The sequence below is a fragment of the Gordonia abscondita genome, from assembly GCF_032711245.1.
Classification (GTDB): Bacteria; Actinomycetota; Actinomycetes; order Mycobacteriales; family Mycobacteriaceae; genus Gordonia.
In genome coordinates, this window is record NZ_CP128986.1 from 2,252,467 (window position 1) to 2,278,018 (window position 25,552).

Sequence of the window (25,552 nt, forward strand, 5' to 3'; positions counted from 1 at the left end):
TCGACACTGGGCTCTCCAGCTAGAGCCGAGTAGAAGGCGGTGGTTATTCAGTGTCGGGTGACGCGGTGGCAACGACTCTCCAACAGATGTGGGGCGATCGGCCGTCGACACCTCACCTGGTCGGAGTCGGCTCGGCGATCGCGCCGCAGGCCGAAGCCTTCACCGGCGCCGCCGGGCCGGTGTCGTTCGCCGCGCTCGACGCTCAGGTCGCCACGACCGCGCAGATCTTCGCCGCACAGGGACTCGACCCGGAAGCCGCGGTCAGCGCGGCTGTCGCCGGGACGCTCGGCGCCGCCGGTTCGCCCGCCGACGTCGCCAACGCGGTCAGTCGACTGGGCATCGCTGGCCGGCCTATTCCGGTCGGCGGCCCACCTGCACGCCGATCGTCCCGCGGTATGCGATGCCACAGGACGCGTCCTCTCGTACCAAGAACTGGACCGTCGATCCGACGAATTGGCGGCCGGGCTCGCAGCTCGAGGAGTGCGCGCAGGAGATGTCGTCGGGCTGGCACTGGACCGGACGGTCGACGTCCTCGTCGCGGTCCTGGGCGTCGTCAAAGCCGGCGCGGCGTACCTGCCGCTCGACACCGCACACCCCGAGGATCGGCTGACCTTCGTCGTCGACGACGCCGATCCCGTCCTGGTGGTCGCCGAACCCACCGACGTCGACCGGTTGGGCTTCCTGCGCGCGGCGCGCGCGACCATCGGTGAGCTCTCCGCCGCCGGATTCGACGGCATCGCCCACCGCCTGCCGAACGTGATCGATCCCGCGTCCGCGGCGTACATGATCTACACCTCGGGTTCCACCGGCCGGCCCAAAGGCGTCGTCGTCGAGCATCGAAACGTCGTCGCACTGATGGCCGCCGCGGCACGCGAATACGACATCGACGAGACCGACGTGTGGACTATGTTCCACTCGTACGCGTTCGACGTGTCGGTGTTCGAGATGTGGGGCGCGCTGCTGTTCGGCGGTCGCCTCGTAGTCGTCGACTACGTGACCACGCGCAGCCCGGACGAGTTCGCCGCACTGCTCGCGACCGAGCAGGCGACGGTCGTCTCGCAGACGCCGTCGGCCTACTACCAACTGTCGGCGTCGGTGCGGCCGGGTGTCGGTCAGTTATCGCCGTCGGTCCGGTACATGATCTTCGCGGGCGAAGCCCTCGACTTCCACCAGGTTCGTCGGTGGTACGCCGATCGTCGCGCGGCAGGCGACGGCGACGGGCCGATCCTGGTCAACATGTACGGCATCACCGAGACAACAGTCCACTCGACGTTCCGGGCACTCGACCCTGAACTCGTGGAGGCGACCGCAGCCTCGGACGTCGGCGTCGGTCTGCCGAACCTGACGATCCACCTGTTGGATGCGCGGCTGCGGGCGGTGCCGGACGGTGTGCCCGGCGAGATCTATGTGAGCGGCACACAGGTGACCCGCGGCTACCTCGGTCGGCCAGGTCTGAGCGCGGGGCGGTTCGTCGCCGACCCGTTCGCAGGCGACGGCACACGCATGTACCGCAGCGGCGACCTCGGGGTGTGGAACGCGGGCAACCTCGAATATCTGGGACGCGGCGACGCCCAGGTCAAGCTGCGGGGATTCCGTATCGAGCTCGGCGAGGTCGAGGCCGCGCTCCTCGCCGCGGACGGCGTGTCCGCGGCTGCGGCAGCCGTCAAGACGAGGACAGGCGGCGACATCGACGGCCCCGGTATGGAACTGCTCGTCGGATACGTGGTCGCGGCCGCCGGCGGACCGGAGGTCGACCCGGTCGCGGTCCGCCACACCGCGTCGCTGCACGTGCCGTCGTACATGGTCCCCGACGCGGTCGTGGTCCTCGACCAACTGCCGTTGACGGTCAATGGGAAGCTGGATCGCCGAGCATTGCCCGAACCGGTCCTGGCCGGGACGGCAGGCGAGTACGCGGCACCGGAAGACGCCGACGAGACCGCCGTCGCCGAGGTCTTCGCCGAAGTCCTCGGCATCGACGAGCCGAGCGTCACCGAATCGATGTTCGACCTCGGCGGCAACTCGTTGGCGGCGACGCAGATCGCGGCACGCGTCGGGCGTCTGTTCGACGTTCACGTCGGTGTCCGCGACGTGTTCGACGCGCCGTCGGTCCGCAGCCTGAGCGTCCTCCTGAACCGCCGGACTCGCGGCGATCGACCGCAGTTGCGGCGGCGCACAGACGTCGGCGGGCCGATTCCGTTGGCGCTGGAACAGCGGCGCATGTGGTTCCTCGCCGAGTTCGATCCCGGCAGTCCGGCGTACAACGTCCCGCTGGTGCTGCGGCTGCGAGGCGACCTGGACCCGGTCGCTCTCGACGCTGCGATGCACGATCTGATCGGCCGTCACGAGTCGTTACGAACCCGGTTCCCGGCCGTCGACGGGGTGCCCGAACAGGTTGTGTGCAGCACCGCCGCCGGGTATCGGCCCGATGTGCAGGTGGCCCCGCCGACGACGGTCACCGAGGAGCATCTAGCGCAGACACTCGCCGAGCTCTTCGGCAGCGGCTTCGATCTGCGGTCGGCGCCGCCATTGCGCGCACGCCTCCTCCGGGTCCAGGACGGCGAGGAGGTTTCGGGCAGTGGGTCCGGTCTGCGTGATCACGTCTTCGTCCTCGTCGCACACCACATCATCGTCGACGGGGCGTCGCTGACGCCGTTGGCGCGCGACCTCATGATCTCGTACGCGGCCCGCGCCGAAGGGCGTCCGCCGTCGTGGTCTGAGCTGCCCGTCCAATATGCCGACTACTCGACATGGCAGACCGCTGTCGTCGGCGACCCGTCGGACCCGAGCTCGATGGCAGCCCAACAGCTGCGGTTCTGGCGGGACCGGCTCGCAGGCGTCGACGAGGTCCTCGCGCTGCCGACCGACCGCCCGCGCCCGCAAGTTCTCGGAAAGTCGGCGGACTCGATCACCTTCGACATCGACGCCGGCCTCGCCCGACGGATCGACGAGGCCGCGCACGAGCACAACGTGTCCGTCTTCATGGTGGTGCACGCACTGTGGGCGGTGGCGTTGTCCCGGCTGGCCGGGACCCGTGACATCACGATCGGGACCCCGTTCGGCGGGCGGACCGACGCCGCGCTCGACGACCTCATCGGGATGTTCGTCAACACGCTGGTGCTGCGCACGGAGATCGATCCGGCCGCCGACCTGGCCGGCCTCCTCGCCCAGGTCCGCACCGAAGACCTCGCCGCGTTCGCCCACGCAGACATCCCGTTCGACCTGGTCGTCGACGACCTCGACCCGGTCCGGAGCACAGCGCACGCGCCGCTGTTCCAGGTGCTCCTCGTTCTGCAGGACACCCGTGGAGCGGAACTGTCGCTGCCAGGCGTCGGCGTCGAACGGCTGGAACAGTATCGGGACCTCACCGAATACGACCTCGCGATCACCTTCCTGCAGGGTGGGACATCCGACGGGGACGGTGCGCTGTCCGGGGTCATCGAATACGCGACCGACCTGTTCGACGCGGACCGGATCAACGGCTTCATCGACGTGTTCCGGCGGGTGGCGCGCGCCCTGCTGACCGAGCCCGCGTCGGCCGTCGGCGACGTAAATCTACTCAGCGACGATGACCGCGCCGCGATCGACCGCCTCGCGGCAGGCAATGTCGTCGACCTGCACCCCGAACTCGTCGGCGACGCACTCACCCAGCAGTCTGTACGTACTCCAGACGAGGTGGCACTCGTATTCGAGGGACGGCACGTCGACTACCGCGAACTCGGCGTCCGCGTATCCCTGCTGGCCCGCGAACTGATCGCCGCCGGAGTCCGCACGGAGACAGCGGTCGCGGTCTCGATCCCGCGCTCGATCGATCTCATCGTCGCGATCCACGCGATCATCGCCGCGGGTGGACAGTACGTTCCGGTCGACGCGGACACACCCGCAGACCGCGTCCAATACATGGTGGATACCGCCGGCGTGACGGTCGCCCTCGTACCGGCCGTGACGGCCGACCGATCACCGACCGTGTTCGACGGCGTCCACGGCGTGGCGACGATCGTGGTGGACGCCTCAACCGAACTTCCCGCCGACGAGGTCGCTCCGGTCGGCGCGACCGAACGGCACGGGACGCTCACCCCGGACTCGGCGCTGTACACCCTGTTCACCTCCGGCTCCACCGGCCGCCCCAAAGGCGTGACGCTCAGCCACGCAGCCGTGATGAACCGACTGCGCTGGGGACTGGACGTGCTGCCAGCCGACCGGGTGGTGCTCAAGACGCCATTCACCTTCGACTGCTCGGTCCCGGAACTACTCGCGCCGCTCATGGTGGGCGCACGACTGGTCATCGCCCGCCCGGGCGGTCACCTGGAACCGGTGTACATGGCGGAGTTGATAGCCGAGACCGGCGCGACGATGGTGCACTTCGTGCCGTCGGTCCTCTCGGTTTTCGTCGACGTGCTCGGCGTCGAACGGCTCAGCGCGCTCGACGGTCTCCGGATCATCTCGACGACCGGTGAGGCATTGCCTGCGACGGTCGCCGGGCAGGTGCGTGCGGCGCTGCCCGACACTCGCCTGTACAACCTCTATGGGCCGACCGAGGCCGCGGTCGAGATCACCTACTACGAGGTGACATTCGATCCCGCCGTCGAGCAGCCCGTCTCAGTACCCATCGGTCGTCCGATGTGGAACTCGACCGCCTATGTGCTCGACGACCGGATGCACCCGGTCGGACCCGACGTCGTCGGCGAACTTTATCTCGGCGGTGTGCAACTCGCGCGCGGTTACGCCGACCGACCCGACCTGACCGCGGAGCGGTTCGTCGCCGACCCGTTCGGCGCACCCGGAGGGCGGCTGTACCGGACTGGCGACCTCGTTCGGGCGAGCGGTGGGGCCGAACTCGACTACATCGGACGAGCCGACTTCCAGGTGAAGCTGCATGGGCAACGGATCGAGCTCGGCGAGATCGAATCGGTGCTCTCCGGTGCGCCGAACGTCACGCACGCCGCGGTCGTCGTCGCGGTCGCGCCCGGCGGCGGGCAACAGTTGGCCGGATATTTCGCGGCCGCGCCCGGGCGCGACGTGGACGTCGCGCAGGTTCGACGATTTGTAGAGGAAGCCCTCCCCGAGTACATGGTGCCGACCGTCTGGACGGTACTCGAGTCGATCCCGCTGAACACCGCCGGAAAGCTCGATCGCCGGGCACTGCCCGCCCCGGAGTTCGTCGCGCAGGAGTTCGTCGCCCCGGACGGTGTCGTCGAGAAGACGATCGCGGCAGTCTTCGCCGACGTCCTCGACGTGCCGGAGGTCTCGGCCACCGCGTCATTCTTCGAGATCGGCGGCGACTCCCTGTCGGCGACCCGGGTCGTCGCGCGGATCGACGACGCCCTCGGCTCCCGACTGGCGATCCGCGATCTCTTCGACGCGCCGTCGCCGCGCGAACTAGCCGAGCGCGTCGACGACGCTGAGGAGTCGGTCATTGCTGCGCCGTCGGAGCGGGGCGCGTTCCCTCCGCTCTCGCCGGCCCAGCAACGACTGTGGTTCATCAACCAGTTCGACACCGCGTCGGCCGCCTACAACATCCCGATGATGCTGCGTCTGGACGGCGCGGTGGATCACACCGCGCTGCGCGCCGCAGTCTCCGACGTCCTCGAACGACACGAGGTGTTGCGCACACTGTTCCCGACGCGGGCTGGCTCGTCCGAGCCGTACCAACAGGTGTGCGACGTCGCGGACGCGGCGGCCCGCCTAGGCTGGCCGCTGCACGATCGGCTCGCCGACGCCGAGGCCGCCGCGATGGCCGGATTCGACGTCACCACCGACTTGCCGGTGCGCATTGCGATCGTCAGCCAGGAATATACGGGACAGGAACACGGGGGACCGGCTCGGCACACGTTGCTCATAGTCGTCCACCACATCGCCTTCGACGGACAGTCGGTACCGTTGCTGGCCCGCGACCTGATGGCCGCGTACGAGGCCCGAGTCACCGGGCATCCGCTCGGACTCGACCCCCTGCACATCCAATACGCAGACTTCGCGCAGTGGCACCGCGAGCATCTCGGCGACGTCGGCACCACCGATTCGTTGGCCGCCCAGCAGGCCTCGTACTGGCGCGACCAGCTCGCTGGCGCGCCCGAGACCCTCGCGCTGCCCGCGGACCGTAGGCGTCCGGCCGTCGTCGACCAGACCGGTGACCGAGTGGCGTTGACCGTCCCACAGTCGGTGGCCGACGCGGTAGTCGACTTGGCGGCACGTCGGGGAGCGACCCCGTTCATGGTCGTGCACCTGGCCGTCGCAGTCGCAATGGCACGACTCGCATCGACCGACGACGTCTCCATCGGTGTCGCCATCGCCGGTCGCGGCCGCCCGGAGATCGACGACCTGGTCGGCATGTTCGTCAACACGCTGGTGCTCCGCACCCGGGTCCGCCCCGACGCGACGGCGACCGAACTCCTCGACGAACTCCGTCGCGTGGACCTGGACGCGTTCGCGCACGCCGACCTGCCGTTCGAGCAGTTGGTGGACGTCCTCGCCCCCGAACGCTCCACCGCGTACGCGCCGCTGTTCCAGGTCGGCATGACCTATCAGCGTCGCGACGCCGCGATCGACGCGGAACAGACGGTCGCGGGCCTGCGCGTGCGCGGCGAGGACCTGGCGGTCCCGACATCGCGCTTCGACCTCGAATTCGGCGTGATCGAGAGTCGAAACGCCGACGGCGACGTCACCCTCGCCGGCGAGATGAGCTTCGCGACGGCACTGTTCGACCGGGCGACCGCGCAGCGTTTCGCCGACACCTGGCTTCACGTGCTGACCGCCGTCGCGACCACCAGCAGCACGCCGGTCGGCGACATCGGGTTGCTGACCTCGGCGCAACGCGGCGACCTCGTCCCAGCCACCAGCTCTCGGGCGCCTGCACCCGCGACGTTGTTCGACCTGCGCGCCGCACGGACGGTGTCGCCGTACGCTCCGGCGATCATCGACGAGGCAGGCGAACTGGACAACGCCGCCGCCGACGCCGCCACGAACCGGTTGGCGCGATGGCTGCTCGCCGCAGACATCGGACCGGGCGATGTCGTCGCCGTGTGCATCCCGCGGTCGCGCGAATCCGTGCTCGCCGTGTGGGCGGTCCTCACGACCGGTGCGGCATACCTGCCGATCGACCCGCGTCTGCCCGCCGACCGCATCGACTACATGCTCGCCGACTCCGATGTCCGGTTCGGCCTGACCGTCGACGACCTCGGTCCCGCCGACGCATCGTGCGAGTGGATCGCTTTGGACGATTCGACGGTCACCGCCCAACTCGCCGAACTGTCCGTCGACCCGGTCGACACCGCCGAACTGCGTCGCCCCCCGCACCTCGACGACCTCGTCTACGTCATCTACACGTCCGGATCCACCGGACGGCCGAAGGCCGTCGCCGTACCGCACCGCGGCCTCGCCGCCCTCGCCGCGGCACAGGCGGCGGTGACCGGCGACGACCTGGACGCGCGTGTTCTGCACGTCGCCTCACCGAGCTTCGACGCTGCGTTCTTCGAGATGTTCTGGGCCTTCGCCGCAGGCGTCCCCCTCGTCGTGTCGCCCGCCGACGTGTACGGCGGCGCCGACCTCGCTGACCTCATCGAGCGCCACCGCGTCACCGACGCCGTTATCACCCCGACCGCACTCGCGACTGTCCCCGAGGGGTGCGGAACGCGCCTGCGCCGTCTGACGACCGCAGGCGAGGCGTGTCCGCCCGAACTGGTGGACCGGTGGGCGCCCGGACGCACGATGATCAACCTGTACGGCCCGACCGAGACCACGATCTGGGCGACGTCGGCTCCGCTGGCGGCCGGACGCCCGGTCACCATCGGACGACCGATCAACGACGTGGAGATCCTCGTCCTCGATGCCCGGCTGCAGCCCGTGCCGATCGGGGTCGTCGGCGAGATGTACATCGCGGCGCCCGGTCTGGCGCGCGGCTACCTGCATCGACCGGACCTCACCGCGGACCGTTTCGTCGCTGACCCGTACGGGCGACCCGGCGCGCGCATGTACCGAACCGGAGACCTTGTCCGTTGGACGGCGGACGCCGACATCGAGTTCGCCGGGCGCACCGACTTCCAAGTCAAGGTGCGTGGCCAGCGCGTCGAACTCGCCGAGATCGACGCGGCGCTCCGTTCACTCCCGGCCGTCGCACAGGCGGTGACCGTCGGAGTGCCCGGTCCGACGGGCCGCACCGTCCTTGCGTCCTATGTGGTGGGTGTCGACGGCAGCATCGAGGTGGACGCGGTCGAACGCAGCCTGCGCGAGCAGCTGGCCGACTACATGGTCCCGTCGGCCATCGTGGTCCTCGACGAGCTTCCCCGCACCCCGATGGGCAAACTCGACCGGGACGCGTTGCCCGCGCCGGCCCTCACCCGACACTCCGCGTTCATCGCGCCGGTCGGCGAACGCGAGACGCGCATCGCCGAGATCATCGCGTCGCTTCTAGGCGTCGACGAGGTCTCGGCAACCGACTCGTTCTTCGAACTCGGCGGCGACTCGATCGTCTCCATCTCGTTGTCGGCCGCGTTGCGCGCCAACGGTTTCGATCTGCGACCGCGCGACATCTTCGAGCACCGTACTGCCCGAGCCCTGGCGCTCGCGGTACGGGAGGACCGTCCGCTAGTTCTGCACGAGCTCCCCGGAGGCGGCGTCGGCGAGACCCCCTTGACGCCGGTCATGCGATGGCTCCTCGACCGGGCCCCGGCGACAGTCGACCTCGCCGACTATTCGCAGGCCGCGGTCCTCGTCCTCGCCCCCGACGCCGACCCGGACCGCGTCCGTGCAGCGTTCGCGGCGGTGGCCGCCGCACACCCGATGCTGACGGCGCGTCTATACCGCGAGCAGGGCGCAGACCGCCTGAGTGCCGGCGACGTCGAGTTCGACGCCGACCAGCAGATCGCCGTGGGCGCCGCCGACGTCGACGACGCGCACCGGCAGGCGATGTCCCTGCTCGATCCCGCCGCCGGGCGGGACTTCTCCGCGGTCACCGTGCCGTCGGCGGGCCGCATCGTCGTCGCCGCACACCACCTCGCCGTCGACACCGTGTCGTGGTCGATCATCATCGCCGACCTGGCCACCGCCTGGGCACAAGCGAACGCGGGCGCACCGATCGACGTGGCGGGGGAGGCCACCTCGGTCCGCCGCTGGAACACCGCCATCGCCGAGCAGTCCGCGGCGCGTGTCGACGAGGCCGCGCTGTGGGCCGACCGTCTCGGCCGCGGCGAGAGCGCCACCCGGCCTCCGATCCTGCGTCGTCGTATCGATCCGAGCGTCGACCGGGAACGCGACCTGGCGACGCACCTGCTGAAGATCGATGCCGACCTCGCGCAGACAATCGTCGAGGACGCACCCGCCGCATTCGGCGGCACCCCGCAGGACGTGCTGATCGCGGCCCTCGGGCGCGCACTCGTCCGATGGGCCGATCCGGTGAGCGGGGACCTCGACGGCGTGCCGATCCTCGTCGAAGGCCATGGGCGCGCCGAACAGATCGCGCCGGGCGCCGACCTGGGTCGGACAGTCGGCTGGTTCACTACCGTATCCGCGGTCCGGGTCCCTGGTGGAACGACGTCGCGCATCACCGCGGTCAAGGCCGTCAGGGAAGAGCTGGCAACCGCGGCGGACACCGGCGTTGGTTTCGGCGTCCTGCGATGGGGCGAGATCCCCGACGGCGCCGTCACCGCCGACCTGCGCGCGCTGCGGGCCGCAGCGCTGCCCGAGATCGCCTTTAACTATCTGGGAGTCGCGCGGACCGTCGCCGACAGCGAACCGGCGACCCTGCCGCCGTTCGCGCCAGCGCCAGATCCGCACCGACTCCCCGGGTCCAGGACGGGTGGACTCGTACCCGTCGCGGGCCTCGCGGTCAACGTGTCCGTCCGCGACCAGGAGACCGGCTACCTCGTCGACGCGGACGTGAGTCACCTGCCCGCGATCGTCGACGCCGCCGACGTCGACGACATCTGTCGGCTGTGGGTCGAGGAACTGCGCGGCGTTTGCGACGTGCTGGCGTCCGGTCGACCGATCGGTCGAACGCCGTCGGACATTCCCGGGGTCGACCTATCGCAAGACGAAGTGGACAATCTGGACGATCGGTTCGCCGGGTGGGACGTCTGGCGGCTCACCCCGCTGCAGGCCGGGCTGCTTTTCGAATCCGACATCGCGCAGGCCGGTGACTCGGCGACCGAGGATTCCGGCCCGGTCGACTTCTACGCCTCCCAGGTGCGCATCGATCTGGACGGGCCGGTGGACGCGGCCCGTCTGCGGGCCGCCGCATCCACCGTCCTGTCACGTCGAGCGATCCTGCGTGCCGCGTTCGTACGGACGACGGCAGGCACCGCGGTCGCGGTCATCTCGCCGGACGCCGCGCCGGACTGGGCCGAGTTCGACCTGCGCGGACTCGCCGACACCTCGGCACGCGCCGCGGCGGTGGACGAGATAGCGGCGCGCGCCGCCGCCGACCACTTCGACTTGAGTCGTCCGGGCGCGATCCGCTTCGCCCTGGTCCAATCCGAGGGCGCGTCGACGCTGATCGTCACGAACCACCACATCGTTCTCGATGGCTGGTCCGGGCCGGTCCTGCTCGCCGAACTGTTCGCCGCCTACGCGGGCGTCGCCGACGGACAGTCGAGCAGCGCCGACTTCGACACGTACCTGCAGTGGCTGGCTCGCCAGGATCGGGCGGAGGGGGTCGCCGCGTGGACGCGGGCGCTCACCGGTTTCCGCGGCGCATCGCTGATCTCCACCGGCGCCCGTCCCGAGGGGCGGCGGGTGTCCGTCGACCATCAGGTCATGCTCGGCGCACCCGAATTCGGGGCTCTGGAATCGCTTGCGCGGACCAGCGGCAGCACCGTGTCCACGATCCTGCAATTGGCATGGGCGGTCGTCCTCGGCCGCTACACGGACCAGCACACGGTGGTCTTCGGTGAGACCGTGTCCGGTCGTCCCCCCGAAGTCGACGGCATCGAGCGCATGGTCGGCCTGTTCATCAACACACTGCCCGTCCAGGTGGAACTCGACGACGCGGAGTCGGTGACCGACGCGTTGAGCAGACTCACCGACGCGAAGCTGGCCACCCTCGACTACCAGTACATCGGTTTGCCCGAAATCTCGGCGGCGCTCGGCGAGCCCGTCCTGTTCGACTCGCTCGTCGTGTACGAGTCGTACCCGATCGACGCGGCCTCGCTCGCAGCCGCGGGTGACCTCGCAGGGCTGTCCGTCGCGGCGGTCCACACGTCCGACTCGACGCACTACCCGGTGAGCGTCGCGGCCGCCAGCCACGGCAACGACCTGTCGCTGACCATCAAATACCGGCCCGACCTGGTGCCGCTGGGCTTGGCCGAAGCCGTCGCCGACGCCCTCCGCACCGTCCTGCGCCAGTTCTCCGCCGAGCCGCGCACGCTGCTGGGCGCAGTGCGGCTCCTCGACGACTCCGACCGCGACCGGCTGCTCGCCGTGGGCACGCCGCCACTCGCACCGGAAGCGACCCTGGCCGAACTAGTGACAGCGGCCGCCGCGCGATGGCCGGACCGCACCGCGGTCGTCGACCACACCGGCGAATCGCTGACCTACGCGGAGCTCGACCGCGCGTCAAACGCGCTCGCCCGTTGGCTCATCAACCGCGGCGTCGGGGCCGACGACATCGTCGCCCTCGCCATCGGCCGCTCGCTCGACCTGCACGTCTGCCTATGGGCGGTCGCCAAAGCCGGTGCGGGTTTCTTGCCGGTCGACACCGAATACCCGGCGGACCGCATCGCGTTCATGCTCGCCGACTCCGGCGCGAACCTGGGTTTGTCCGCGGGTGGCGAGCAGCCGCCCGCAGGCGCCGACGTCACCTGGACAGATATCGACGAGCTGTCGCGTGACGGACTGGCCGCGTACTCCACCGATCAGTTGACCGACGCGGAGACGGCCGGTCGCCGCTTCCTCGACGCCGTCGCCTACGTCATCTACACCTCCGGTTCGACCGGCGTCCCGAAGGGCGTCGAGATCACCGGGCGAGGGATCGCGCCCTATGCGGCAGCACACGCGGCGGCCCTCGACGTCGCCGACGGCGGCACCGTCCTGTCGTTCGCGTCGCCGAGCTTCGACGCGTCAGTCCTCGAACTGCTCCTGGCCCTCGCCGTCGGTGGCACCCTCCACATCCGCCCGCCGTCGGCAGTCGGCGGCACCGAACTCGAAGAGTTCCTCACCAGTCGAGACATCAGGCACGCATTCTTGACGACCCGCGTGACCGAGACCCTCCGACCTGAGCGCACCCCGCTGCAGATGGTGTGCACGGGCGGCGAGAACGTGCCGAGTGAACTACGGAACCGGTGGGCTCCGCACGCGCGCTTCCACAACGTGTACGGCCCCAGCGAGACCACCATGGTGGTCTCGGCGAGTACCGCGAAGACTCTGGACGCCCCGATGGACATCGGCGGCCCGCTCCCGGGCACCGGGATGGTGGTCCTCGACAAGACGCTGTCCGGCGTCCCGGTCGGAGCCGTCGGCGAACTGTACATTCTCGGCCCGTCGCTGGCCCGCGGTTACCGGCGCCGTGCAGGCCAGACCGCAGGCGCGTTCGTCGCCTGCCCGTTCGGTGAACCGGGTACCCGCATGTATCGCACCGGCGACCTCGTGCGATGGATCATCGGTGACAGTGCGGGGCACCTGGTCCTCGAACACATGGGGCGCAGCGACTTCCAGGTGAAGCTCCGCGGCCAACGACTCGAGCTCGGCGACATCGAGCACGTGCTCGACGGCCATCCGGACGTGCGGATGGCCGCGGTCACCGCGGTGACCGAAGGCGCACAGGTCACCCGGCTGAACGCGTACGCCGTGCTCACCGACGGTGCGTCGGCGACCCCGGCGCTACTGCGCGAACACCTCGCCGACCACCTGCCGGGCTATATGGTGCCCGCAGGCGTCATGATCCTCGACGAGATGCCGTTGACCCCGGTCGGCAAACTGGATCGCGCGGCGCTGCCCGAGGTCGCCATCGACGCACTAGCAGACTATGTACCGCCCGCCGACGACGTCGAGACCCGGGTCGCCGACATCTTCGCCGAACTCTTGGAGATTGACCGGGTCGGAGCCACCGACAGCTTCTTCGAGGTCGGCGGCGATTCGCTGTCGGCGACCCGACTCGCCGCGCGAGTCGGCGCGGCGCTCGACACCACGGTGACAGTCCGCGACGTGTTCGAAGCACCGACGGTGCGGGCGCTCGCCGCGCGCGCGTCGGCGGCCACCGGCCGCGGTGCCCCGCCGATCGTCGCGGCGGCAGTCCGCCCCGCCGACATCCCGTTGTCGTTCGCCCAGCAGCGGATGTGGTTCATCAACCGTTACGACGCGCAGTCGCCCGCGTACAACGTGCCCCTCGCGCTACGTCTACGCGGCGAGATGGACGTCGACGCGCTGCACGGCGCGCTCATCGACGTCGTCACTCGACACGAAGTTCTGCGGACCCGCTTCCCGCACCGCGACGGTGTTGCCTACCAGGCAGTCGGCGACGCAGCCGACGTCTCATCGACCCTCGACTGGGCGGCCGTGTCCGATCAGGACTCGCTCACCGCCGCCGCGACCGCAGGCTTCGACGTCACCGTCGACTGGCCGGTGCGCGCGCGGCTCCTCGCGAGCGGACCCGACGATTACCTGCTGCTGGTGGTACTGCATCACATCGCGTTCGACGGCGAGTCGATGCGGCCGTTCGTCACCGACCTCGTCTCCGCGTACACGGCCCGCCGCGCGGGCGAGCAGTGGACGACGCCCGAACTCGACCTGCAATTCGCCGACTACGCACTCTGGCAGCACCGCGAACTCGGCGCCGTCGACGACCCGGAGTCGGAGATCGGGCGTCAGCTCGCCTATTGGCAGGACCATCTGGCGGGTGTCCCGGACGTGGTGGAACTGCCGACCGACCGACCACGACCCACCGTCGCCTCGCAACGGGGCGCCGCCCACCGATTCGAGATCCCGGCGCCGGTCGCCGCACAGGTGTCCGCCGCCGCAGCGGCCGCCGGAGCCACCGAGTTCATGGTCGTGCAGGCCGCGCTCGCCGTGCTGATCGCACGTGCCTCGGGCGAAGGGGACGTCACAGTGTCGACCCCCGTCGCGGGCCGTGGACAGCAGTCGCTCGACGACCTCGTCGGCATGTTCGTCAACACCCTCGTGCTCCGCAGCCGGATCGACTCGACCGAGTCGTTCGCGGCTCTCGTCGACCGGGTCCGAGAGATCGACCTGGCGGCGTTCGCCCACGCCGACGTGCCGTTCGAAGTGGTCGTCGACCGGGTCAACCCGGTGCGGTCGGAGGCGTTCGCGCCGTTGTCGCAGATCGCGCTGACGTTCGAACGCGCCTCGATGATCGAACTGGCGGGTGGAGCGCTCGCTGCCGCCGACGGCCCGGTATCCGACATCGCAGGCCTCCGCGTCGACGCTGTCGAACCGGACCGCATCCCGGCGAAGGTCGATTTGACGTTCGCCGTCGCGCCCGCACCCGACCAAGCGTGGGATGCGTCGATCATCTACGCGATGGACCTGTTCGACCCGTCCACCGTGGCCCGGATCGTCGCCCGATTTATCCGGGTCCTCGACAAGTTGACCAGCGACCCGACGGCCGCCGTCGGAGACGCCGACCTGCTGCTAGACAACGAACGCGGGCGCCTGGCCGCGTTGGCTGGCATCGACAGCGCCCGCGCCGGGCTGTCCGGGCTCGACGAGGACGCCATCGTGTCAGAGATGCTCACCGAGCACTCGGCGCGCACCCCGCACGCACCAGCTCTCACTCTCGGCGAGCGCACCCTGACTTACCGCGAACTGCATGAGCGGGTGACCCTCGCGGCGCGCGACCTTATCGATACCGGAGTGGGACCCGAGGTCGCGGTGGCCGTGTGCATGCCACGCTCGATCGAGTTGGCGATAGCGTTCCACGCGGTCCTCGACGCGGGTGGCCGCTACGTGCCGATCGACCCGCAGGCTCCGGCGGAGCGCATCGCGTACCTCCTACGCACCTCGGGCGCCGCGGTCGTCCTCACCGATCAGACGACGGAACTGCCGATCCTCTCGGACGTCGAGTTCGCGGCGCTTCACCTGATCCGGCTCGACGCCGACCGACCGTTGCCGTCGACCGGCGTCCAGCCGTTGCGGCAGACCGAACGACTCGGACCGATCCGTCCCACGACCTCGGTGTACACAGTGTTCACCTCCGGGTCGACGGGACTGCCGAAGGGCGTCACCGTCTCGCATGGCGCGCTGCGGACCATGGTCGACGACGACTTCCGGAGGTTCGGCTTCGGGCCGGAGGACTCGGTCCTGTTCGCATTGGCGATCACCTTCGACCCGTCCGTCATCGATTTCCTCCGGCCCGTCGCCGACGGCGGGCGTTCGGTGATGCTCCGCCCGGACGGGGAACGCGACCCGCGCTACATGCTCGAGGTGATCCGCCGCGAACGCGTCACCTCAGTGGTCCTGGTGCCGTCTCTGCTGGCCGCCATGCTCGACCTCGCGACCGACGAGGAACTGGCCGAACTGGACGCACTCCGCGCGCTCGGTGTCGGCGGCGAAGCCTTGTCGCCGGGGCTGGCGGCTGCCGTCCACGAACGACTGCCGCACGTCTGGCTGTTCAACCTGTACGGACCGACCGAGACGACGATCTACTCGGTGGTGCACCGCGTGGTCGGAGCCGAAGGGACGATCCCGCTCGGCTCGCCCGTCACCGACACCTCGTCGTACGTTCTCGACGAACGTCTGAAGCCCGTCCCGGTCGGTGTGGTCGGCGAGCTCTACCACGGCGGCGTGCGGGTGGCCCGCGGCTACGAGGCCAGGCCGGGGCTGACGGTCGAACGCTTCGTCGCCGACCCGTTCATCGGCTCCGGCGCCCGCATGTATCGAACCGGTGACCTGGCACGGTGGAACCGACTCGGGGAACTCGAGTACATCGGACGCGCCGACTTCCAGGTGAAGTTGCGCGGGCAGCGCATCGAATTGGGCGAGGTCGAGGGCGTCCTCGCCCGCCACCCCGGTGTCGCGAACGTTGTGGCCGCGGTTGTCGACACGCCCGCCGGCCAGCAGCTCGTCGCGTACGTGTCGGGCGCCGCGCTCGATCTGGCGACGCTCAAACAGCATGCCGTCGAGACGTTGCCGACGTTCATGCGGCCCGGCGGGTGGATGCTCCTCGACGAGTTGCCGTTGAACGCCGCGGGCAAGATCAACCGTCGAGCCCTGCCCGAACCGCAGTTCCACGCCGACGAGTACGTCGCGCCCGCCGACGACACCGAACGTGTCGTGGCTGAGATCGTCGCGGACGTGCTGGGGGTCGACCGAGTGTCGGCGACCGCGTCGTTCTTCGACGTCGGTGGCAACTCGTTGAGCGTGGCGCGAGTCGCGGCGCGAGTCGGCGACGCGCTCGGCGTCGACATCGCGGTCCGGGACCTGTTCGAGTCGCCGACCGTGCGCGGCCTGGTGGCTCACGCGCGCTCGGGCGACGCCGCGGCCGTCGTCCCGCCGATCCGCGCCGTCACACCGCGGCCGGACCGGATCCCGCTGTCGTTCGCCCAGCAGCGGATGTGGTTCATCAACCAGTTCGACACGTCGGCGGGCGCCTACAACGTGCCGATCATCCTGTCGCTGACCGGCCCGGTCGACGCCGACGCCGTCGCGGCCGCCGTCGCCGACGTCGTGGACCGCCACGAAGTGCTGCGCACCGTCTTCCCGGCGGACCCCGACGGAATCCCACACCAGGTGATCGCCGACGCCGCGGCCGTCCGGTCCCGACTCGACTGGACGACGACCAGCGATCCCGCGGCGCTCCGCACCGCGGTCACCGCAGGCTTCGACGTGTCCGCCGAGTGGCCGATCCGCGCGGTCCTGTTGCGCGAGAACGCCACCGCGTACACCTTGGCGATCGTCATCCACCACATCGCGGGCGACGGCGAGTCGCTGCGCCCGCTGGTCGCCGCGCTGCTCGCAGGCTATGAGGCCCGAGCGCGCGGCGCCGCGCCCGACATGGGTGCACTCTCGATCCAGATCGCCGATTACGCGCTGTGGCAGCGCCGCCACCTGGGCAGCGTGGACGACGCCGACTCGGTGGTCGGCGGCCAACTCGCTTACTGGCGGGATCGACTCGCCGGCGCGCCGGAGGTGCTCGCGCTCCCGACCGATCGGACCCGGCCCGCGATCCGCGACTCGCGAGGCGCCGACTACGAGTTCGCTGTCGCCGACTCCCTCGCCGCCGGGATCGACCGCGTCGCCCGCGCACACCAGATGACCGAGTTCATGGTGGTGCACGCCGCGTTGAGCGTCCTCGCCGCACGTCTGTCCGGCGAGACCGACATCGCGGTCGGCGCAGCTGTCGCCGGCCGCGGAGCCGCCGAACTCGACGAGCTGATCGGCATGTTCGTCAACACGGTAGTGCTCCGTACCGAGATCGATCTCGGCGCCGACTCCGCGGCCGTGCTGACCGACGTCCGCGACACCGACGTCGCAGCGCTCTCCCGCACCGACCTGCCGTTCGAAGAACTCGTCGACGCGGTCGCCGGGGCACGCGACCTGTCCGTGTCTCCGCTGTTCCAGATCGGCTTGACATACCAGTCCACCGACCAGCAGACGGCGGGAAGCCAGCCGACCGGGCCGACACGCGTCGGTGACATCGGCGTCAGCTGGGTCGACCCCGACGTGGCGACCGCCAAGGTTGACCTGTCTCTTGGTTGGTCGCGTCGCCGCGAGGCGGACGGCTCGACGACGGTCAGCGGCCTGTTCAATTATGCGGTCGCACTCTTCGACCACACGACGATCGCTGCGTTCGCCGAGCGGCTGACGGCGATCCTGCAGGCCTTCGTCGACACCCCGGGCGTACCGGTCGGCGACATTGATCTGACCGTCGACACTGACCCCGCACCAGTTCTCGGTGGCGGCGCGTCGGCCGAGCCGATCACCCTCGTCGACCTGCTGGACCGACGTGCGATCGACGTCGACGCACCCGCGGTGCGGTGCGGCGACCGGCGACTGACCTACGGGGAATTCGAAACCCGCAGCAACGCGCTCGCCCGGCAGTTGATCGGCCGCGGTGTCGGCCCCGGCGACGTCGTCGCACTCGGCATCGGCCGTGGTGTCGAATCGGTGCTCGCGGTGTGGGCCGTGGTGAAAACCGGTGCCGCGTACGTGCCGGTGGACCCGCGACTGGCCGGGGACCGGGTCGCGCACATGCTCGCCGACGCGGACGTCCGCATCGGATTGACCACCGAGGCCGACCGTCCGTCGCTGTCCGTCGGAACATGGCTGTCCATCGACGGCGACGATATGCGTCGCGCGCTCGACGGCACAGCGACCGAGCCGCTGCGGGACGGCGAGCGCCGTCGCGAACCGATGCTCGACGACCTCGCGTACCTCATCTACACGTCCGGGTCGACGGGCCTGCCGAAGGCCGTCGCGGTCGCGAACCGAGGCGTCGCGAACCTCGTCGCCGCCCAGACGTCCGAGCTGGGCACAACCTCCGAGGGCCGCGTCCTGCACGTCGCGTCCCCGAGCTTCGACGCGGCCTTCTTCGAGATGATCTGGGCGTACGCGCGCGGAGCCGAACTCGTGGTGTCGCCACCCGATGTGTACGGCGGACACGACCTCGCGCAGGTTATTGACGCCGGGGCGGTGACCGACCTCGTCATCACTCCGACGGTGCTCGCCACCCTCGATCCCGACGATGTGCCGACCGTGCGGACGGTGACCGTCGCGGGTGAGGCATGCCCGCCTGACCTGACGGCGCGATGGTCGACCGGCAGGCGGATGGGCAACCTGTACGGGCCGTCCGAGACCACCGTGTGGGCCACCGCGAGCGAGATCGCCGCCGACCGGCCCGTCACCATCGGTGTGCCGATCCCCGGCGTGACCGCGATGGTGTTGGGGCCGCGGTTGCGTCCCGTCCCCGCCGGAGTGACCGGCGAGCTGTATCTGACCGGTGACGCGCTCGCGCTCGGCTACCTGCGTCGCGCGGGACTCACCGCATCGCGATTCGTCGCGTGCGACTTCACCGCGCCCGGTGCCCGGATGTACGCGACGGGCGACCTCGTCCGTTACACCCGGCACGGTGACCTCGAATATGTCGGCCGGTCCGACTTCCAGGTGAAGATCAATGGTCAGCGAGTGGAACTCGGCGAGATCGACGCGGTCCTCGCCGCACAGCCCGATGTCGCGCAGGCGGTGACGCTCGACCGGGTCGGCGCCGACGGCCGGACCCGGCTGGTCAGCTATCTCGTGGCGCGGCCAGGACTCGTCGTCGTCGAATCGGACGTTCGCGGGGCTCTCGCGGCACGGCTGCCCGGCTACATGATGCCGTCGGCGATCGTCCAACTCGACGAACTGCCGACCACGGTGCTCGGCAAACTCGACCGGAATGCACTGCCTGCCCCGCCCGAGACCGAGCGGGACGGCGTGGTGCCGCCCGCCGACGAGGTCGAGGCGTCCATCGCGCACGTCTTCGCAGGCGTGCTGGGGCGTACCGGCGTCAGCGTCACCGAGTCGTTCTTCGCGCTCGGCGGCGACTCCATCGCGTCGATCCAGTTGGCGTCGGCGTTGCGCGCCGCCGGACACCCGGTGAGCCCGCGGGACATCTTCGAGAACCCGACAGTCCGGGCCCTCGCGGCCGTCGTCGACACGGCACCACTCGCGCTCGCCGAATACGACGGCGGCGGCGATGGCGACATCGTGCCGGTGCCGCCCATGGTGCGCTGGATGCTCGATCACGTCGTCGACCCGGGCGACGCCGACGACTTCTCGCAGGCCGTCGTCGTCAACCTGCCCGCCCGCGTCGGGCCCGACCACCTCCGAGATGTGGTCGACGCGGTGGCCGCCGTCCACCCGATGCTCCGCGCGGTGCTCTCGACGGTCGACGGTCGCCCCGCCCTCCGCGCGGGCGCGGCGGAGTCGACGCCGTTCGTCGCCATCGATCTGACCGACTCGGTCGGCGACTGGGACACCGCTGTTCGTGATGCGCACCGGACGGCGCTCGCCGCGCTCGATCCGTCGCAGGGAACCGTGTTCGCCGCGGTCGGTGTCCGGGCTGCGACCGGTGCGGGACGCCTCGTCGTCGCCGCCCACCACGTCGCGGTCGACATCGTGTCGTGGCAGACGATCCTCACCGACCTCGCCGCGGCGGACGCGCAATTGGCCGCGGGCGCGCCCGCCGAACTCGCCGACGAAGGGACGTCGGCCCGGCGGTGGGCTGGCGTTCTCGCCGAGCTCGCCGCCCCCGACTCGCCGGATCTGGGGCGCACCGACGAGTACTGGCTCGCGCAGCTTCCGACCGATGAGTCCGTCCAACTGCCCGGGGGAGTGCTCGCCGATGCGTTCGATCGCGCCCGCGATCGCCAGGCGACCGTCGAGTCGATAGGTTGGCAGATGCCTGCCGATCTCACCGAATCGGCATTGACCACGTTGCCCGCGGTATTCGGCGGAGCCCCGATCGACGTCCTCGTCGCCACCTTCGCCGCTGCGGTGCACCGTGTGTTGGGCGACGACGAACGTCGCCGCGTCAACCTGCTGCTGGAGGGTCATGGCCGCCAGGAGCAGGTCGCGCCCGGCGCAGACCTGACGCGCACGGTCGGCTGGTTCACCGCGCTCGAGCCGATCGCGATCAGCACCGACGACGACCCGGTCCACGCGGTGAAGGCCGTCCGCGAATCGCGGGCGAGCCACCCCGATGGCGGCCTGTCGTTCGGCGCCCGACGCTATCTGCGGCCGGATTCCCCGCTCGCCGACGCCCCGTTGCCGGAGATCGGCTTCAACTTCGCGGGCGCGGGCCGCAGCGGCGACACCGAACCCGCATTCGATGGCGCCGACCTCCTCGTACCGGTGTCCGGGCCCGTCCTGCCCGCGACCGTCTCCGGCGCGATGACAGCGCTGAACGCACTGTCGGTCGACGTCGCCGTCACTGCCGACGAGTCCGGCCGCCACCTCGATCTGTCGATCGCGGCTCCCGCCGCGGTGCTCGACCGCGAGACGTCGACCCTGCTGGCGCAGTACTGGCAGCGCGAACTCGAACGTCTCGTCGCCCGAGTCGACGAGCTGGGCGGGATGGTCGGGCCGAGCCCGATGGACATCCCAGGAGCGGCGCTGACCCAACCGGAGATCGACGACCTCGTCGACCGCCATCCGGACGCCGCGCTGTGGCCGTTGTCGCCGCTGCAGCGCGGGCTGTTCTTCCAGTCCGAGATCGTCGGCGACGGCCTGGACGTATACGTCACCCAGGCGGTCCTGCGCTTGCGGGGCCGGGTCGACGCCGGTCGCCTGCACCGCGCGCTGACCACGGTGACCGGCCGCAATGCCGCGCTGCGGTCGACCTTCGTCCGCACCGCGTCGGGCACCCCGGTCGCCGTGGTCCCGGACTCCTCGACCGTCCGACTGGAGATCGCGGAGCCTGCGGCCGATGTCGCCTCCGTCGCGGCGACCGAACGCCGGACCCCGTTCGATGTGGCCGACGGACCTCTCATCCGATTCACGCTGGTCGCCGCATCCGACGGCGACTCGAGCCTGATCGTGACCAACCACCACCTGATCCTCGACGGCTGGTCGGGTCCGCTCCTGCTTGCCGAGATCCTGTCGGCGTACGCCGATCCGGCAGACCAGGCGCCGCAGGTCACCATCGACGGCTACCACCGTTTCCTGCAGTGGCTGGGCGACTCCGACCCGGCAGCAGATATCGCGGCGTGGCGCGACGTCCTATCGGATGTGGCTGGGCCGACGCTGGTCGGCACCGGCGATCGGTATCGGGTCGACAGCGAACCGCTCGAGGTCCGTGCCGAACTCGACGACGCCGTCGGCGCCCGGATTCACGCGCGCGGTCGCGAACTCGGCGTCACCACGTCCACGCTGCTCCAACTCGGCTGGGCTGTCCTGCTGTCGCGGCTCGTCGACTCGCCGACTGTGGTGTTCGGCGAGACCGTCTCGGGACGACCCGCCGAGGTCGTCGGCTCCGACGCCACCATCGGGTTGTTCATCAATACGCTGCCCGCAGCAGTCACCGTCGGCGCCGGTGTGTCCATCGCCGACGCGGCGGTGGAGCTGCAGGCAGCGAAGACGAGGGTTCTCGGCCACCAGCACATCGGATTGGCCGACATCAGCGAGGCGACCGGGCACCCGGTCCTGTTCGACACGCTGTTCGTCTACGAGTCGTATCCGCTGGACCCGGCGACGGCGGGCGCAGCCGGCGACCAGCCGTCCGACGCGCTGCAATTGGTGGGTGTCGACGCCTCGGACGCGACGCACTATCCGTTGACCCTGTCCGCAGCACCGCACCCGGGCGACGACATGTCGATCGCGTTGACCTTGAAGTTCCTGCCCGACCAGGTCTCGGCGGAGCGTGCACGATCGCTCCTCGACACGCTCGGCCGGATCCTCACCGCAATCGGCGAGAGTGGGATCAGTGGCAGCGTGACCAGCGACGGCGACGACCTCGCTCTCGATGATCTCGCGTTGATCGACGTGCCGCTCGCGCAGGCCGATGGCACGCTGCCCGCCACGGCGGGCCGCGGGGTGCCGCCGGTGCTGCTGCCGGAGATGTTCACCGCTGCGGCGCGGCGTGCTCCGCAACGCTCTGCCGTGGTCGACGCGGCCGGCGTCGAGCTCACCTACCGTGAACTCGACGAGCAGTCCAACCGGTTGGCGCGCATGCTCATCGAACGCGGTATCGGCGTCGAACGTCCCGTCGCGCTGGCCATCGGCCGCTCGTCGCTGTTGTTGACCGCGATCTGGGCCGTCGCCAAGACCGGCGGCGCGTATGTGCCGATCGACCCCGACTATCCGGCCGATCGCGTCGCCGCGATGGTCGAGGACTCGTCGGCGGTGCTCGGCTTGGCGACGGCGGACTTCGGGACGTCGGGGCCGTTGCCCGGTGACTCGTTCGAATGGTTGCGCCTCGACGACCGCGAGGTCGTGGCAGACGTCGCGGCGCGGTCGGCCGCCCCGATCGACTCGGCCGAACGACTGGCTCCGATCGCTCCGGAGAATATGGCATACCTGATCTACACGTCGGGTTCCACGGGACGCCCCAAGGGCGTGGCGGTGACCCATTCGGGTCTGGCGAACTTCGCCCGCCAGGCGACGGCGCGACTGCACGCCGAGCAGGCTCCGGTCGTGCTCGGCTTCGCGTCGCCGAGCTTCGACGCCTCGGTACTCGAATATCTGCTGGCGACGGTCAACGCGGGAACCCTCGCGTACCGTCCGTCCGACGCGGTCGGCGGCGGCGCGCTCGAAGCCTTCATCGTTCGCCACCGCGTGACCCACACGTTCCTGACCCCGTCGGTGCTCGCGACGCTCGATCCGGCCCGGGTGCCCAGTCTGTCGTCGGTCGCCGTAGGTGGTGAAGCGGTGCCGCAGACCGTCGTCGACCAATGGTCGTCGACCGTCGACCTGCACAACCTGTACGGGCCAACCGAGACGACGATCGGCATCACGATCAGCGCGACGTTGCAGGTCGGCGAGCCCGTCCATCTCGGCGGCCCGATCGGCGGAGTCGACCTGATGGTGCTCGACGGGCGGCTCCGTCCGGTCCCGGTCGGCATGCCGGGCGAACTGTACGTCGCAGGCAACGCGCTATCCCGCGGCTACGCCGACAAACCCGGTCTGACCTCCGAACGGTTCGTCGCCGACCCTTACGGTTCGGCGGGCGCCCGGATGTACCGGACCGGCGACGTGGTGCGGTGGGCGACCGACCGTAACGGAGCGCTGACCCTCGAGTACACGGGGCGGTCCGACGAGCAAGTGAAGCTCCGCGGACTCCGCATCGAGCTCGGCGAGATCGAGACCGTCCTCGCCGGGCATCCGGCGGTCGCGTCGGCCGTCGTCGTCGGCGTCGGCGGATCCGTCGCGACCTCGCTCGCCGCGTACGTGGTGCTCGACGACACTGTCGACCCTGGTGAGTTGCGCGCGTTCGCGAGTCGAGCATTGCCGGCCCACATGGTTCCCGGATCGGTGACCGTACTCGACGCACTGCCGTTGACGCCGGTCGGGAAACTCGACAAGCGAGCGCTGCCCGAGCCGGTCGTCGAGACCGGCGAGTTCGCGGCGCCGACGAGTCAGACCGAACTTGCCGTCGTCGAGGTCGCCGCCGCGGTGCTGGGTGTCGAGCCCGAGTCGGTGTCCGTCGACGCGAGTTTCTTCGCACTCGGCGGCGACTCGCTCTCGGCCGCCCGTTATGCGGCCCAACTGTCCGACCGGACCGGAGCCGCGGTGTCGGTGCGCGACGTGTTCGGTGCGGACACCGTGGCGGCCCTCGCCTCGGTGATCGACGCCGCAGACGCACGCCCGGCACTCGGACCGGTGCGTGCGGTGTCGCCGCGCCCCGACGTCGTCCCACTCTCGTTCGCCCAGCAGCGGATCTGGTTCATCGAACAGTTCGCTCCCGGCACCGCGGCGTACAACATCCCGATCGGGGTGCGCCTGGACGGAGAACTCGACGTGAACGCCATGCGTTTGGCCGTCGACGACGTGGTCGCGCGGCACGAGATCCTCCGCACCACGTTCGGGCAGTCGGCTGGCGAACCCCACCAGGTGGTGCACGCTGTCGGCACGCCGACGGCCACCCCGGACTGGCGGGTCGTCGACACGATGGCCGCCGTCGAAGAGGCAGCGGCTACGGGCTTCGACGTGGCGGCGCGGGTACCGTTCCGGGTCCGTCTGCTGCAGGTGGGTCCCGACGAGCACATTCTGTTCGCGGTGTTGCATCACCTGATCGGCGACGGTGAATCGATGCGCCCGCTCATCTCCGACATCGTCACCGCGTACCTCGCTCGGCAGGCCGGGCAGGCCCCGGCCTTCCCGTCGCTTCCGGTGCAGTTCGCCGACTACGCGATCTGGCAGCGCGCGATGCTCGGCACACCCGACGACCCGGATTCGGTGATCGGCGGGCAACTCGGGTTTTGGGCCGAGCGTCTCGCGGGGTCGCCGGACGTCATCGATCTGCCCGCCGACCGGCCGCGTCCGCCGGTCGCGTCGCACCGCGGTGCGATGGTGCAGCTGCCGATAGACCGGATCACCGGCGCCCGGGTCGACGCCGTCGCCGCCGACTTCGGTATGACATCGTTCATGGTCGTCCACGCGGTGCTCGCTGTGCTGATGTCGCGGCTGTCGGCGACGGACGACGTCGCGGTCGCGACCCCCATCGCCGGCCGCGGACGCAGTGAGATCGAACCGTTGGTCGGGATGTTCGTCAACACCTTGATCCTGCGCACGCCGATCCGTCCGCGGACGCGGTTCGCGGACTTCCTCGCCGATGTCCGGGCCACCGACGTGGAGGCGTTCGACCACGCAGACGCCCCCTTCGAGTCCGTTGTGGAGCGAGTCCAGCCCGCCCGGTCGGAGGCGTTCACGGCGCTCGCCCAAGTGATCGTCAGCCTCACCGACACCACTGCGTCTGGCGATGCGCCCGATGTGGCGGGGCTGTCCGTGTCGGCCGTGCAACCGCCGGTCGTGCCCGCGAACTACGACCTGTCGGTGACGGTCGAGGCGAACCGTGGCGGCGACTGGGCGGTCCGGATCGTGTACGCGACCGACCTGTTCGACGAAGCGTCGGTGATGGTGTTCGGCGACCGCTTCATCACGATGCTCGACGAGTTCGCCACGGATCCGAACACGCTGA

Annotated in this window: 2 protein-coding genes (1 of these 2 cut by a window edge); one reads left to right on the top strand and one right to left on the bottom strand. The window is 70.1% G+C overall.

Annotated features, from left to right (window positions below):
• Positions 1-47: 47 nt before the first annotated feature.
• Positions 48-407, bottom strand: coding sequence for a hypothetical protein (locus MP11Mi_RS10610; RefSeq protein ID WP_420042163.1), 360 nt, complete (start codon positions 405-407; stop codon positions 48-50).
• Between MP11Mi_RS10610 and MP11Mi_RS10615 the strand changes: the two genes are divergently transcribed.
• On the top strand, positions 373-25,552 hold the 5' portion of the coding sequence (locus tag MP11Mi_RS10615) for a non-ribosomal peptide synthase/polyketide synthase (protein ID WP_420042070.1). It continues 155 nt past the right edge of the window; 25,180 of the gene's 25,335 nt are visible here — the first part of the coding sequence; it begins with the start codon at positions 373-375; its stop codon lies off the right edge, out of view. The genes MP11Mi_RS10610 and MP11Mi_RS10615 overlap by 35 nt on opposite strands.